Origin of the sequence: Gordonia sp. PS3 (genome assembly GCF_041950545.1) — a bacterium.
GTDB lineage: Bacteria > Actinomycetota > Actinomycetes > Mycobacteriales > Mycobacteriaceae > Gordonia > Gordonia sihwensis.
Window position 1 is genome coordinate 360,093 of sequence record NZ_CP169524.1, and the last position, 15,251, is coordinate 375,343.

The window sequence follows — 15,251 nt, forward strand, 5'->3', positions numbered from 1 at the left end:
ACATGATTTCGCGCATGGTTCCGACCAAGATCACCGGACCGCTGAACGCGGTGCTCGCGCGTCTGCCGGAGAGCGCCGCAGATCACCTCGTCCTCGGGTACCGGATGGTCCGCGCGATAGCGGTCAGCAATGTCAGCGACCGTGCGATGACCCTCGCGGCGCAGGCGTTCACCTCCATCCTCCCGGTGCTGTTGCTGCTGACCACGATTCCCGGAGACGGCGTCCTGGACCGAACGATCATGATGTTCAGCCTCGACGGACTCGTCCTGGGACACCCGGATTCGCCGGGGTCGTACGCGTCGTTCGGCATCGCGGGCGCCTTCATGACCATCGTGTCCGCGACTTCGCTCGCCCGCGCCCTCGACCGCATGTACGTCGGCGTCTGGGGTGTGCGGTCCACCGGGCTGCGCGGCTGGTGGCGGTGGCTCACCGTGGTCGCGGTACTCGCCCTCGCGACCACGGCGCAGGCGGTCGTCGTCCTCGACTACAACGAGGACGGCGGACGCATGGTGTTCGCGCTGATCTGGACCTTCGTCATCTGGATGCTGGCGTGGACCGCGGTCCCGCGGATTCTGACGGTGCGACAGCTGGCCGCACCCGACCTGTGGAGCATCGGCGCCCTGGCCGGCGCCGGACTGACGGTCTTCATGGCGATCACGCAGATCGGCTACGCGCAGGTCTTCCACTCCGCGCGCGCCTCGTTCGGATCGCTGGGCATGGTCTTCGCGGCCATCGGCTGGCTGTTCGTGTTCACCGCGATCGTCGTCGTCGCGACAGTTCTGGCACAGGTGATCCGCACGCCGAACGACGCGGACGACGCCTTGGTCGAGGAACCGGTGGAGCTGCGCTCCGACTACGCGTCCGGATAACCGTTCGGATTCTGCGACTGCCAGCGCCAGACGTCGGCGCACATGTCGTCGATGCCGCGGCCGGCGTGCCAGCCGAGTTCCCGATTCGCTTTCGACGGATCGGCCCAGTTCGCCGCCAGATCGCCCGGCCGGCGTGCGACCACCTCGTACGGAATCGTCCGGCCGCTGGCGCGCTCGAAGGCCGCGACCAACTGCAGCACCGACACCGGCTCACCGCTGCCCAGGTTCCACACCGACAGCGCGTCGGCGGTCTCACCAAGCCGGTCGAGTGCGGCGATGTGGCCGGCGGCCAGGTCCTCGACGTGGATGTAGTCGCGGACGCCGGTGCCGTCGACGGTGTCGTAGTCGTCGCCGAACACCGACAGCTTCTCCCTGCGTCCGACAGCCACCTGTGCGACGAAGGGCATCAGATTGTTCGGCAGCCCGTTCGGGTCCTCACCGATGCGGCCGCTGGCGTGCGCGCCGACCGGATTGAAGTAGCGCAACAGGGCGATCCGCCAGGAGTCGTCGGCGACGGCGAGATCGCGCAGCACCTGCTCGATCATCACCTTGGTCCAGCCGTACGGATTGTTCGCCGACGTCGGCATGTCCTCGGTGCGCTGGAGCACCGGGTTCTCGCCGTACACCGTGGCGGAGGAGGAGAAGACGAACTTCCGCACGCTGCGGGCGTCCATCGCGCGGAGCACGCTGAACGCGGTGTCGAGGTTGTTCCGGTAGTACTTCAGCGGCTCGGAGACCGATTCCCCGACCGCCTTGAATCCCGCGAAATGGATGACGGCGTCGATGTCCTCGGCGGCGAAGATCGCGGCGGTGGCCGCCTCGTCGGTCAGGTCCACGCGGTGCACCTTGATCGACTGTCCGCTCAGTTCCTCGAGCCGGTCGATCACCGCGGGCTTGGCGTTGCTGAAATCATCGGCGATCAGGACGTCGTGCCCCGCCGCCAGTAGTTGCAGGACGGTGTGCGAACCGATGTAGCCGGCGCCGCCGGTGACGAGTACGCGCATGAGTGTCGGGTCTCCGATCAATCGAGGATCTGCTGAGTCCGGGCGTAGGCGGCTTCCACGCCCTCCTTGTGCGGCGCCCACCAGTCGCGGTTCTCGCGGTACCACGCGATCGTCGCGGCGAGGCCGGAGGCGAAATCGGTGTACGCCGGCCGCCACCCGAGTTCGGTGCGGAGGCGGTGGGAGTCGATCGCGTACCGGCGGTCGTGGCCGGCGCGGTCGGTGACGAAGTCGAAGGCGTCGGCGGGCTGTCCGAGCGCGGTCAGAATCGCCTCGACCACCGTGCGGTTGTCGACCTCGCCGTCGGCGCCGATCAGATAGGTCTCACCGATCCGACCGCGGTCGACGACGGCCCAGACGGCGTCGTTGTGGTCGTCGACGTGGATCCAGTCGCGGACGTTGCGCCCGTCGCCGTAGAGCTTGGGCCGCACCCCGGTCAGCACGTTCGTGATCTGGCGCGGAATGAACTTCTCGATGTGCTGATACGGCCCGTAGTTGTTCGAGCAGTTCGAGATGGTGGCGGCGATGCCGAACGACCGGACCCACGCGCGGACCAGCATGTCGCTGCCGGCCTTCGTGGAGCTGTACGGGCTCGACGGGTTGTAGGCCGTCTCCTCGGTGAAACGCGTCGGATCGTCGAGATCGAGGTCGCCGTAGACCTCGTCGGTGCTGATGTGGTGGAGGCGCACGTCATGCCTACGGACTGCTTCGAGCAGCGTGTACGTGCCGACGAGGTTGGTCTGGACGAATGCCGACGGGTCGGCGAGCGAATTGTCGTTGTGCGATTCGGCCGCGAAGTTCACCACGAGATCCGATTCGGCGACGAGCGGATCGACGGTCGCGGCGTCGGCGATGTCGCCGCGGACCACGCGGATCCGGTCGGCCACCGGTTGCAGCGTCGACGGGTTCGCGGCGTAGGTGAACTTGTCGAGAACGGTCAGCTGGGCGTCGGGCCGGGTGGCCAGTGTCCGCAGCACGAAGTTGGCTCCGATGAAACCGGCTCCGCCGGTCACCAGCACTCGCATACGGGTTCCCCCGGATCCGGGCATCGCTGCCCCGTGGCTTCGAAATCTGTCGCGGCCAACTGTACCGATAGGCTGATCGCATGCGCGGAATCATCCTCGCCGGCGGCACCGGGAGCAGGCTTCACCCGATCACGCTGGGTGTGAGCAAACAGCTGGTCCCGGTGTACGACAAGCCGATGATCTACTACCCGCTCTCGACGCTGATGCTCGCCGGGATCCGGGACATCCTGGTCATCACCACGCCCGGCGACCGCGCCGCCTTCGAACATCTCCTCGGCGACGGCGAGCGGTTCGGCGTCTCGATCAGCTACACCGTTCAGCCCGAACCGGAGGGCCTCGCGCAGGCCTTCCTGCTCGGTGCCGATCACATCGGCGACGATTCCGTCGCGCTGGTCCTCGGCGACAACATCTTCTACGGTCCGGGGCTGGGTTCGCAGCTCAAGGGGTTCGATGGGCTCGAGGGCGGTGCGATCTTCGCCTACCGGGTCGCCGATCCCAGCGCGTACGGTGTCGTCGAGTTCGACTCGGCGGGGAACGCGGTGTCGTTGGAGGAGAAGCCCGCGAGGCCGAAGTCGCGCTACGCGGTGCCGGGGCTGTACTTCTACGACAACGACGTGGTCGACATCGCCGCCGGCCTACGGCCCTCCGCGCGCGGCGAATACGAGATCACCGACGTCAACGCGGAGTACCTGCGGCGCGGAAAGCTCCGGGTCACGGTGCTGCCGCGCGGCACGGCCTGGCTCGACACCGGCACCTTCGACGGTCTGCTCGACGCGGGGAACTTCGTCCGGACGGTGGAGCAGCGGCAGGGGCTCAAGATCGCGGTGCCCGAAGAGATCGCTTGGCGGCTGGGATACCTCGACGAAGAGCGGCTCCGCGCGACCGCCGTACCCCTTGTGAAATCCGGTTACGGAAGTTATCTGCTCGACCTGCTCGAGCGCGGACGGGAGTTGTGAGCGTGGATGTACGACCGCTGAGCATCGACGGCGCGTGGGCCTTCACCCCCGTGCTTCACGGCGACGATCGCGGAGTGTTCCTGGAAGCCTTCAAAGCCGACGTGGTCGCCGAGACCATCGGCCGACCGTTCCAGCTCGCCCAGGTCAACACCTCGGTGTCGGCGGCGGGCGTGGTCCGGGGCATCCACTTCTCCGATGTGCCGCCGAGTCAGGCCAAGTACGTGACCTGCTCTGCGGGGGCGGTGCTCGACGTGGTCGTCGACATCCGCGTCGGCTCGCCGACCTTCGGCCGCTGGGACGCGGTGCTGCTCGACGACAACGACCGCCGCGCCGTCTACCTGTCGGAGGGATTGGGCCACGCCTTCTGCTCCCTGCAGGACGGATCGGTCGTCACGTATCTGTGCTCCACCGGATATCGGCCGGGCAGCGAGCACGGCATCGACCCGATGGACCCCGAACTCGGCATCGAATGGCCGAAGATCGCGCGCGACGGCTCTCCGCTGGAGTACGTGCTGTCGAAGAAGGACTCCGCCGCGCCGGGCCTGTCGCAGGCTCGGGAGTCGGGATTGCTGCCGAGTCTCGATGACGTGCGCGAGTTCCTGACGGACTGAGCTCGAGTCAGGAAATTTTGGCTCCCGGAAGGGTCTGAGAGACCGTTCCGGGAGCCAAAATTTTCGGCGGAGGTCAGCCCAGGGACGGGAATGGCGGGAGCGCGGGGGTGAAGAGCCAGTCCTGCCAGATGTCGTTCAGCGACGATGTGGAGAAAGTGGAGGCGAGCGCGATGAAGTCCTCGGTGGTCACGCAGCCGTAGGCGTACTTCTCCGTCCACCGGCGGAGGAGAGCGAAGAACTCGCCGTCGCCGATCCGCAGACGCAGCGCGTGCAAGGTCATCGCGCCGCGCTTGTAGACCCAGTCCTCGAACATCTCCTCGGCGCCGGGGTCGGCGAGCGGGACGCGGACCGGCGCGGCGGCGAGCTTGGCGTAGTAGTGCCGCGCCCACTCGTCGGCCGACCTGCCGCCGGAGTGCTGGCTCCACAGCCACTCGGCGTAGCAGGCGAAGCCCTCGTGCAGCCAGATGTCGCGCCAGCGCGCGACCGTCACCGAGTTGCCGAACCACTGATGCGCGAGCTCGTGCGCGACGAGGCGCTCGTGTTCCCGAGTGCCGTCGCAGTGGTTGGCGCCGAAGGTGGAGAGGCCCTGAGATTCGAGGGGGATGTCGAGGTCGTCCTCGGTGACGACGGCAGTGTATTCGCGGAACGGATACGGGCCGAACATCTCGATGAAGGCGCGCATCATCTGCGGCTGCCTGGCGAAGCTCACGTCGAACCGAGCGCGGAGCGTGGGCGGGACCAGCGCATGCACCGGCACCGGTTCCTCCGCCATCGTCCGGTGTTCGTACTGTCCGATCTGAATAGCGGCCAGGTAGGTCGCCATCGGCTCCACCTGTTCGTACACCCAGGTGGTCTGCGCGGCGCGGCGGCGTTTGGACGCGAGCCGGCCGTTCGCGAGTGCAAAGTACGGGCTGTCGGTGGTGATCTCGATGCGGAACGGCGCCTTGGCCTCGGGATGGTCGTCGCAGGGGAACCACGACGGCGCGCCGTTCGGCTGATTGGCGCACAGCGAGCCGTTGTCGAGTTCCTCCCATCCGACGTCGCCGAAGGGACCCCGTATCGGCCGGGGACTGCCGCGGTAGCGCACCTCCACCGTCAGCGCACCGCCCGGCGGCACCGGCGCCGGCGGCGTGATCGACAGCTTGCCGAGCCGGTGGGAGAAGCGTGCGCGCCGGTCGTTGACCGTCACGCGGTCCACGCGCATGCCCGTCGCGAGGTCGAGGCTGAAACGGCTCAGCTGCTGGTACGACGACGCGGTGATGACCGCGGTCCCGGACAGCCTGTTGCTGCTGACCCGGTACTCGAGGTGCAGATCGTAGCGGGAGACGCGGTACCCGAGGTTGCCGTTGCGGGGAAGGTACGGATCCAACTCATGGGAAGCCGCACTGAGTTTGGGGGTGTGCCACGCGGACTTCTCGATCTTGCCTGGCACAGACAGCCTTCCCGTTGGTCGATTGGCGCGGCAGTTCGAGCCTACCGCTGAACCTGCGACGCCGCGTGACGACGGTCAGCGCGGCCACGGCGTGATCGGATTGCCCTGCCAGCGCGTGTGCGCCGGAACCACGTCGCCGCGCATCACGAGCGACGCGGGCCCGACCGTCGCCGACGTCTCGATGCCGGAGGCCGGCAGCGCCACGCAGTGCGGGCCGAGTGTGGCACCCGCCGCGAGGGTCACCGAGTCGATCGCCATCACGCGGTCGTGGAACAGATGCGTCTGCACCACGCAGCCGCGCTGGACTGTCGCGCCGTCGCCGAGCGTCACCAGGTCGGCTTCGGGCAGCCAGTACGACTCGCACCACACGCCGCGGCCGATGCGCGCGCCCAGCGCCCGCAGCCACAGGTTGAGCACCGGGGTGCCGGCCGCGGCGTTGGCGAACCAGGGGGCGGCGACCGTCTCGACGAAGGCGTCGGAGAGTTCGTTGCGCCAGACGAACGAACTCCACAGCGGATGCTCCGATGCGCGAATGCGCCCCACGACCGTCCATTTGGCGATCGCCGCGATCACGCCCGCGACCGCTCCCGCCGCCAGCAGGATCAGCCCGCTGCATGCGGCGGCCACCAGCACGTTCGTCGTCACGGCCAGCGACTGCAGCGCGAACAGCACCCCGACCCCGATACCGAACGAGACCATCACCGCGATGATCCGCAGAGTCTCGACCACCCCGCGCGCCACGCGGAGCCGGGTGGGCGGGGCGAAGGTCCGTGACGTGTCGGACTCCGACGCCGTCCGCCGCAACCGCACCGGCGGGCTGCCGAGCCAACTCGACCCGCTCTTGGACTTCGTCGGCGCGGACGACAGCACCGCCACCAGCGAATTCTTCGGCAGCTTGCGCGAGGGCGCCACCATGCCGGAGTTGCCGAGGAAGGCTCGCTTGCCGACCTTGGCCTCGCCGACGCGCATCCAGCCGCCCCCGAGTTCGTACGACGCCATCAGCGTGTCGTCGGCGAGGAACGAGTCGTCGCCGACACTGGTGAACTTCGGGATCACCAGCGCGGTGGAGATCTCCGTCCCCCGGCCGATCCGGGCGCCCAGGGCGCGGAACCACCAGGGGGTGAGCAGGCTCGCGTACAGCGGGAACAGGTAGGTTCGCGCCGAGTCCATGAGCCGTTCGGTGGCCCACACCTGCCACCCGATGCGCGACCGGACGGGGTACACCCCGGCGCGCATTCCGATCGACAGCAGCCGCACCGCCACCAGGATGAGCAGCGCGAACGCGGCCATCGCGGCCACGGCGGCGACCGGCGCCATCGCCAGGCCGCGTGCCGCGGCGGCGCCCATCGAGTCCGCGGGCAGCGCCCAGGAGCCGATCACGGTGAGCCCGACGGCCAGCGACACCAGCGGTATCCCGGAGATGAGGAAGGCGCTGCACGCATATACCGGCACCCACCGGCGACGCCGCGGGGGCCGGTGCTCGGGCCAGTCGGCTTTCGCTTTGCCGACTTTGGCGGCCGGCGAGCCCGCCCACCGCTGTCGCGACTTCACCTTCCCGCGCACCGCCGATCCCGGGTCGACGATCGCGTCGCGTCCCACGGTGGCGCCCGGGAACAGCGTCGAGCGCGATCCGACGGTGGCGCCGGGCTTGATCGCGATCTCGCCGATCACGAGCTCGTCTCCGTCGATCCACCAGCCCGCGAGGTCGACCTCCGGCTCCACGGCGGCGCCGTCGCCGATCTCCAGCAGCCCGGTGACCGGCGGCAGCGAGTGCAGGTCGACGCCGCGGCCGATGCTCGCACCGAGCGCCCGTGCCAGCGTCGGGAGCCACGGGGCTCCCGAGAGATTGTGGGCGCCGCTGGCCTGCATCAAGCGTTCGGCGGCCCACAGGCGCACGTGGACGGATCCGCCGCGCGGATACGTGCCGGGACCGACCCCCGCGAGCAGGGCGCGAGCTCCGGCGGCGGCGATCACCAACCGGCCGAAGGGGGTCACGAACACCAGGAACGCGACGATCAGCAGCCACCAGTTCACCGACGCCAGCCACGGCGCGGAGTAGCCGAGGGCGTCGGCGGCGGCGCGACCGACGTTGTTCGCGACGCCCAGCCAGGTGATCCACTGGATGCCGGTGAGCGTGGCGAGTGGGATGGATGCGGCCGCCTGCGCGAATCCGGTGGACCGCGGCACCGGCGTCACCGACCGCGGTGCGACGGTGGCCCCGGGTGCCAGGGAGTCGAGGAGCTCGGCCAGCGAGCCGAGCCGGGGGTGGTCGTAGAGGTCGGCGACGGTGATCTCGGGGTAACGGGCGCGCAGTGCCGTCACCAGTTGAGCCGCGGAGAGCGATCCGCCGCCCTCGGCGAAGAAGTCGGCTTCGGCCGAGGCGACACCGACGCCCAGCACCGCCGTCCACTGTTCGGCGAGCCACGCCTCGGTGGGTGTGAGATCGCCGCCCCCGTCCGAGGAGTCCGTGCCCGGCACCGGCCAGGGCAGCGCGTCGCGGTCGACCTTGCCCGAGGTGCGGGTGGGCAGCTCGTCCATGAGGACCAGCCGGGGCACCAGCGCGGCGGGCAGGTCCTCGCGCAGCAGCGCTTGCGCGGCCGCGACGTCGAAACTCGGGTCGGCCGACGCGAGATAGCCCACCAGCAGGGCGTTCCCGGTGGCTGTCTTGCGGACGGCGGCCGCCGCACCGCTGACCCCGGGGAGATTCTGGAGCGCGTTGTCGACTTCGCCGAGTTCGATGCGCCGACCGCCGATCTTGACCTGATCGTCCGCCCGGCCGACGAAGTCGAGACCGTCGTCGCACATCCGCACCAGGTCGCCGCTGCGATAGGCGCGATCCCAGCCGAGCGAGGGCATCGGCGAATACTTCTCCGCGTCCTTGACCGGGTCGAGGTAGCGGGCCAGCCCCACGCCGCCGATCACGAGTTCGCCAGTCTGCCCCGGCTCCACCGGCTGTTGGTCGGCTCCCACCACCGCGAGGTCCCAGCCGCGCAGCGGCAGACCGATCCGCACCGGCCGTCCCCGGTGCATCTGCGCGGCGCAGGCCACCACGGTGGCCTCGGTGGGCCCGTAGGTGTTCCACAGTTCCCGGTCGTCCGTCGCGAGACGGTCGGCCAGTTCGGGAGGGCACGCCTCACCCCCGAAGATCAGCAGACGGACGGCTTCGAGGGCCTCGGCCGGCCACATCGCCGCCAGGGTGGGGACGGTCGAGACGACGTTGATGTCGCGCTTCACCAGCCACGGACCGAGGTCCATTCCGGAACGGACGAGCGCCCGCGGCGCGGGTACGAGGCAGGCGCCGTTGCGCCACGCCAGCCACATCTCCTCGCAGGACGCGTCGAAGGCGACCGAGAGGCCGGCGAGCACGCGGTCGCCGGGTCCGAGCGGTTCGTCCTGCAGGAACAGCTGGGCCTCCGCGTCGACGAACGCGGCGGCGTTGCGGTGGGTCACCGCCACGCCCTTCGGCTTCCCGGTGGAGCCGGAGGTGAAGATGATCCACGCGTCGTCGGCGGTGGTCGCCGGGGACGACAGGAGTGCGGGGTCGTGATCGGTGCGGGTCTCGCGGTCGGTGCGCCGATGGACGCCGTCGGCGTCGATGATCGCGTCGACGTCGGCCTCGCCGAAGACCAGTCGCGCGCGTTCGTCGGGGTCGTCGGCGTCCACCGGCACGTAGGCCGCGCCCGCGTACAGGGTCGCGAGAATCGCGATGTACAGATGGCGATCGCCCGAGGGCATCCGGATACCCACCCGGTGCCCGCGTCCGATGCCGATCGACGCGAGCCTGCGGGCCACTCGACGCACCAGGACGGCGAGTTCGGAGTACGAGACCATGCGGTCGCCGTCGTCGACGGCCGGCGCGTCCGGGTACCGCTCGGCGGTGGCGGCGAGGATCTCGCACAGGGTGCGCGGAGCCGGTGCCTGGGACGAGAGCAGGTACTCGGGCGGGATCGGCACGGGTGATGGACCTCCGGGAGGCGACGCGAACGAGCAACGGGCCACCACGGCACGTCGAGGTAATTGTGCAACAGGGCGAACGGTCGCGCTGGGCGGCACACTGCGGGTCCGAGCCGGTTTCGCCTGCTCGACGAGCTCACCGGAGCGGACCGTAAGCTGGATCACGTCGGGCCGGCGACGCTCGATCACCGGCACGTATCGATGCTTGTATCACCAGCGCTCAGGAGATGAAACATGGCGGCACCGCTCAAACTCGGACTGAAGGCGTCGGCGGAGCAGTTCGACCCGCGCGAACTGGTCGAGGTCGGCGTGATGGCGGAGGAGTTCGGTCTGGACTCGGTGACGGTCAGCGACCACTTCCAGCCGTGGCGGCACAACGGCGGACACGCCCCGTTCTCCCTCGCGTGGATGGCCGCGGTCGGCGAACGGACGCAGCGACTGCAGATGGGCACCTCGGTGCTCACCCCGACCTTCCGCTACAACCCCGCTGTGATCGCCCAGGCGTTCGCGACGATGGCGTGCCTGTACCCCGGCCGGGTGATGCTCGGCGTCGGCACCGGTGAGGCGCTGAACGAGTACGCCACCGGGTTCCAGGGCGACTGGCCGGAGTTCAAGGAGCGCTTCGCGCGCCTGAGGGAGTCGGTCCGCCTGATGCGCGAGCTGTGGACCGGCGAGAAGGTCGACTTCGACGGCGATTACTACCGCACCCAGGGCGCCTACATGTACGACATCCCCGCCGAGCCGGTGCCGGTGTACATCGCGGCGGGCGGTCCGGTGGTGGCCCGGTACGCCGGACGGGCCGGCGACGGTTTCATCTGCACCTCCGGCAAGGGTATGGAGCTGTACACCGAGAAGCTCATCCCGGCGGTGAAGGAGGGCGCCGCCAAGGCCGAGCGGGAGTTCACCGACATCGACCGGATGATCGAGATCAAGATCTCCTACGACCGCGACCCGGAGACGGCCCTCGAGAACACCCGCTTCTGGGCGCCGCTGTCACTGACCCCGGAGCAGAAGCACAGCGTGAACAGCTCGGTGGAGATGGAGCGGCTCGCCGGCGAACTCCCGATCGAACAGGTCGCCAAGCGGTGGATCGTCGCGTCGGATCCGGACGACGCGATCGCGCAGATCAAGCCCTATCTCGACGCCGGGCTCAACCATCTGGTCTTCCACAACCCCGGGCACGACCAGCGCCGGTTCCTCGAGTCGTTCACCGCCGACGTGGTGCCGAAGCTGCGCGCGCTGGCCTGACCGGCCGAGGCGTTCCGGGGCACAGACGCCGAACCGTGCCGTCTGTGTCCCGTTTCGTGCCACTGGTCCGATACTCCCGCTTGGTCGGACCTGTGGCGACGATGAATGTTTGCAGGTAGGAGGATTTTTCCGGGGCCGACGGTTCTCGTTGGAGGCCCGATTTGAGAAAGTGCATTGCCTCCCGCGGGGCAAGGCTCTCGGATAGCGTTCCGAAATATGGGCAATGCGAAGGATTCTCGTAGAACTCTTATCAAGAATGCACGGGTGTTCGACGGTCTCGCCGACCGAGCCGCGGACGGAGTCGACGTCCTGATCGACGGACGCACGATCGCCGCGGTGTCCACCGATCCGATCGATGCGCAGTCGGCCGACGCCACGGTGATCGACGCGGGCGGCAAGTTCCTGATGCCCGGTCTGTCCGACGCGCACGTGCATCTGATGGGCAATGCGAACGGCTACCTGGACTTCGTGGCCGGGCCCACCGGCAGCCTGTACACGAACACCCTCGCCGAGGCGAGGCGTATGCTGCACCGAGGGTTCACCACCGTCCGCGACATGGGCGGCGACGTGGCGCCGATCAAGACCTCCATCGACCGCGGCGACTTCGAGGGCCCGCGGATCTTCCCCAGCCAGGCGATGATCTCGCAGACCTCCGGTCACGCCGACTTCGCGTTCGTCTATCAGACTCCGCAGGAGTTCGGCGGCGGCCCCTCGCGGACCGATGAGATCGGCTTCACGCGGGTGGCCGACGGCGTCGACCGGGTGCTGGCCGCGGTGCGCGAGCAACTCCGCAAAGGCGCGAGCCAGATCAAGCTCACCGTCGGAGGTGGCGCCGCGTCGATGTACGACCCGCTGTACACCCTGCAGTTCACGCCGGACGAGATCCGCGCCGCCGTCGCCGCGGCCGCCGATTACGGCACCTATGTGGCGACCCACGTCTACACCGTCGACGGAGTGCGCCGGGCGATCGAGGCCGGTGTGCGGTCCATCGAGCACGGTCACCTGGCGGATGAGGCGACCGTCGCGCTCATCGGGGAAAAGGGTTTGTGGCTGTCGATGCAGCCCTTCGCCGAGGCCGATCACCACTATCCGGACCCCGCGAGAGCAGCGAAGAACACACAGATCTGCGCGGGCACCGAAGCGGTGTACGGCTGGGCGCGCAAGCACGGTGTGCAGGTGGCCTTCGGCACCGATCTGCTGCTGGAGCCCGAAGCGGCGCCCCGGCAGAGCGTGATGGCCGCGCGGCTGGGCGACTACTACTCGAATGTCGAGGCGCTGAAGATGCTCACCTCCGGCAACGCCGCCCTGTTCGAGATGGCCGGTCCGCGCAATCCGTACGCGTCGGCCCGGCTCGGCGTGATCGCCGAGGGCGCGTGGGCCGACCTGCTGTTGATCGACGGCGATCCGATCGCCGACCTCTCGGTGATCGCACAGCCCGACGAGAAGTTCGTCCTGATCGTCAAAGACGGCGTCGTCGTCAAGAACGCGGTGTGAGGACGGACGTGACGATCCAGTACGAGACCGCGGCGTTCGACACCGATCCGCTGCTGCACGGCATCGACCTGGGGGTCGACGCGTCGTGGGGACACATCTACGGTCCCGTCGAAGTGACGGTGCCACGCGGCGGCGTCACCGTTCTGCAGGGGTCGGGCGGCCGCGGCCGGACGGCGTTGCTGCTGACGCTGTGCGGGCGGATGCGCCCGACGAAGGGAACGCTGACGGCCTTCGGCCGCACCGACGACGCCCACCATCTGTTCAATCACTCCGCGATGGCGTTCATCGACGAGGTCGACGGCATCGAGCAGACGATTCGCGTCCGGGACGTGCTCACCGAACAGCTGCGCTGGCACGCGCCCTGGTACCGCTGGGTGAAACAGGCGCGTGAAGACGACCTGGAACGGATCTGCCGTCCGGTGTTCGGGGACGATCTGCAACTGCCGCCGCTGATGTCGTACGTCGAGGAACTGCCCGAGCTGACCGCGGCGCTCTTCCGGATCGCGGTCGCGAACATCGGGAGGTCGGAGCTGCTCGTGGTGGGCGGGGTCGACAACCTGACGCGGGTGGAGAACTCGAACCTGTTGCTCGACCGGCTCGTCGCGCTCGGGCGCGAACAGACGGTGGTGACGGCCGACGTGAACGGCGCGCCGGCGCACCGGGGACTCGTCCGAGTGGAGCGAGTCAGACAATCTGACGGACCGCGAATTCGTCCGGCTCGAGCCGGCAGATCGGAACATCTGACATGCTCGCCGCCTTTTCGCCGGGAAGCGATTTCAAGCGTTACTACCGCGGGCGGATGCCACGGCTCGCGCTGGCCGTCATCATCCTGATGCCGCTGCTCTACGGTGCGCTCTACCTGTGGGCGTTCTGGAACCCGTTCAACGCCGTCGACAAGATCCCGGTGGCTCTGGTGAACCTGGACAAGGGCGCCGAAGTGATGGGGAACAAGCTCGACGCCGGCGACCAAGTGGTGCAGGGGCTCATCGACTCGAAGCAGCTCGACCTGCACGTGGTGTCCGAGGAGGAGGGCGCCCAGGGTGTCGCCGACGGCAAGTACTACTTCTCGATCACCCTGCCCGAGGACTTCAGCGCCAAGGTGGCCTCGCCGACGTCGAGCGAGCCCGGCTCGGCCGAGCTGATCTTCACCTACAACGACGCGAACAACTACCTCGCGACCATCATGGGCCAGGACGCCGCGCAGCAGGTGGTCAACAAAGTGTCGGCGCAGGTCGGTTCCCAGACCTTCGAGATCGTTCTGAACGACGCGGGGTCGATGGTCGGGAAGCTGACCCAGGCGGCCGACGGGGCCAACGAGCTGAGCGCCGGACTGGTCACCGCGCACGACGGCTCGGCGAAGCTGTCGTCGGCGTTGAACGAACTCAACGACGCGATCGTCGAGGCGACCGATCCGCTGATGGCGCTCTCGGAATCGCCGGGCCGCGGAATGAGCGCGGCCGAGTTGAGCGCGGCGGCCGACCGGATGAGTCGGACGGCGGCCGGACTGAGCACGATCAGCGGCGGCGCGGCCACCGCGGAGAGCGACGCCTCGCAGGCTCTCGCCCGCGTCACCGCGCAACTGAAGGGACATCCCGACCCCGCGGTCCGCGCTGCAGGTCAGGCGCTCGAGGGCGTGCGCCGCCAGCTGGCGACTCCGCAGCGACCCGATCTGCCGAGCTCGGCTGAGCTGGCGCAGTTGAGCACCGACACCGCCGCGGTCAGCCGCGAGCTCGCCGATCCGTCGAGTCCGGTGCGCATGGCGATGACTCTTCTCGAGCCGGGCGTCATGCACGACGATCTCGTGAAGGTCCGCGCCGGATCGGCCGAACTCAGTTCCGGCGCCGACCAGCTCACCGCCGGTCTCGTCGAACTGTCCTCCGGCTCCAAGGAACTGGCGTCGGGCCTGAACCAGGGCGTCGAAGCGATACCGCACTGGTCCGCCGCGCAGAAGAAGGAACTGGCCGACACCCTCGGGCAGCCGGTCAAGCTCACCGAGAACACCGAGCACGAGGCCGCGACCTTCGGTACCGGTTTCGCACCGTTCTTCTTCTCGCTCGCGCTGTTCGTCGGCTGCATCATCGCCTGGATGCTGTTCACCCCGATCCAAGCTCGGCCGGTGGCGCAGGGACTCGACTCGCTGCGGGTGGTGCTCGCATCCTATGCGCCGACCTTCGCCGTCGGTTTCCTCCAGGCGGCGATCCTGTACGCGGTGGTCGTCTTCGCGATCGGGATGCGCCCGGCGTATCCGGTGGCCACATTCGGCTTCATGCTGCTGATCGTCGCGATGTTCCTGGCGATGATCCAGATGTTCAACGCGCTGTTCGGGCCGGCCGTCGGGCGGGTGGTCACGCTCGCGTTCCTGATGATCCAGCTGACGTCCGCGGGCGGCATCTATCCGGTGCCGACGACGACCCTCCCGTTCCAGTACATCCACTGGGTGGACCCGATGACCTACACGGTCAACGGTCTGCGCCAGCTGACGCTCGGCGGAATCGACCATCGACTGTGGATCGCGATCGCCGTGGTGGCGGGCCTGACCGCGCTGTTCATGGCAGGGTCCACATGGGCGGCACACCGCAACCGCCAATACACGATGGACCGCTTGTATCCGCCAGTCGAGGTCTGACCGGCGCCGAGTTCCCGCGCTGTACCCACCGCTGT

10 protein-coding genes and 1 pseudogene are annotated in these 15,251 nt (G+C 68.7%); 7 read left to right on the top strand and 4 right to left on the bottom strand.

Going from position 1 to position 15,251, the window contains the following annotated elements; translation table 11 throughout:
• The first annotated feature begins 14 nt into the window (after window positions 1-14).
• The gene (locus ACE11G_RS01695; RefSeq protein WP_006897972.1) at window positions 15-869 is read left to right on the top strand and encodes a hypothetical protein; all 855 of its coding nucleotides are present in this window, start codon (window positions 15-17) and stop codon (window positions 867-869) included.
• Here the strand turns inward: ACE11G_RS01695 and galE are convergent.
• Complete coding sequence (gene galE / locus ACE11G_RS01700) at window positions 854-1,873, bottom strand: UDP-glucose 4-epimerase GalE (RefSeq protein WP_045539640.1); 1,020 nt, start codon at window positions 1,871-1,873, stop codon at window positions 854-856. The two genes, ACE11G_RS01695 and galE, sit on opposite strands and share 16 nt — an antisense overlap.
• A 17-nt stretch (window positions 1,874-1,890) precedes the next feature.
• Window positions 1,891-2,895 (bottom strand): dTDP-glucose 4,6-dehydratase, encoded by a 1,005-nt coding sequence (gene rfbB, locus ACE11G_RS01705; RefSeq protein WP_006897974.1) that lies wholly within the window; start codon window positions 2,893-2,895, stop codon window positions 1,891-1,893.
• 80 nt (window positions 2,896-2,975) lie between these two features.
• On the opposite strand from rfbB, the gene rfbA reads away from it, so the two are divergent.
• On the top strand, window positions 2,976-3,851 hold the full coding sequence (gene rfbA / locus ACE11G_RS01710; protein ID WP_375003443.1) for a glucose-1-phosphate thymidylyltransferase RfbA: 876 nt from the start codon (window positions 2,976-2,978) through the stop codon (window positions 3,849-3,851).
• A 2-nt stretch (window positions 3,852-3,853) separates the two neighbouring features.
• Window positions 3,854-4,462 carry a dTDP-4-dehydrorhamnose 3,5-epimerase family protein gene (locus ACE11G_RS01715; protein WP_346076779.1) on the top strand — a complete coding sequence of 203 codons (609 nt, stop codon included), beginning with the start codon at window positions 3,854-3,856 and terminating at the stop codon, window positions 4,460-4,462.
• Window positions 4,463-4,535: 73 nt separating this feature from the next.
• On the opposite strand, the gene ACE11G_RS01720 is transcribed toward ACE11G_RS01715, so the two are convergent.
• Together ACE11G_RS01720 and ACE11G_RS01725 are read right to left on the bottom strand one after the other, a co-directional pair.
• Complete coding sequence (locus ACE11G_RS01720; RefSeq protein WP_375003445.1) at window positions 4,536-5,894, bottom strand: M1 family metallopeptidase; 1,359 nt, start codon at window positions 5,892-5,894, stop codon at window positions 4,536-4,538.
• A gap of 75 nt (window positions 5,895-5,969) precedes the next feature.
• Window positions 5,970-9,848: a Pls/PosA family non-ribosomal peptide synthetase gene (locus tag ACE11G_RS01725; protein ID WP_375003447.1), complete on the bottom strand. Its 3,879-nt coding sequence runs from the start codon at window positions 9,846-9,848 to the stop codon at window positions 5,970-5,972.
• 234 nt (window positions 9,849-10,082) lie between these two features.
• Between ACE11G_RS01725 and fgd the strand changes: the two genes are divergently transcribed.
• The 4 genes and pseudogenes from fgd (at window position 10,083) to ACE11G_RS01745 (ending at window position 15,216) form a co-directional block, all read left to right on the top strand.
• Complete coding sequence (gene fgd / locus ACE11G_RS01730) at window positions 10,083-11,096, top strand: glucose-6-phosphate dehydrogenase (coenzyme-F420) (protein WP_006897979.1); 1,014 nt, start codon at window positions 10,083-10,085, stop codon at window positions 11,094-11,096.
• A gap of 216 nt (window positions 11,097-11,312) precedes the next feature.
• Window positions 11,313-12,590 carry an amidohydrolase family protein gene (locus ACE11G_RS01735; protein WP_006897980.1) on the top strand — a complete coding sequence of 426 codons (1,278 nt, stop codon included), beginning with the start codon at window positions 11,313-11,315 and terminating at the stop codon, window positions 12,588-12,590.
• An 8-nt stretch (window positions 12,591-12,598) separates the two neighbouring features.
• A pseudogene (locus tag ACE11G_RS01740) lies at window positions 12,599-13,334 on the top strand (ATP-binding cassette domain-containing protein).
• Between the two features lies 1 nt (window position 13,335).
• The gene (locus ACE11G_RS01745; protein WP_006897982.1) at window positions 13,336-15,216 is read left to right on the top strand and encodes a YhgE/Pip domain-containing protein; all 1,881 of its coding nucleotides are present in this window, start codon (window positions 13,336-13,338) and stop codon (window positions 15,214-15,216) included.
• The last annotated feature ends 35 nt before the right edge of the window (window positions 15,217-15,251 follow it).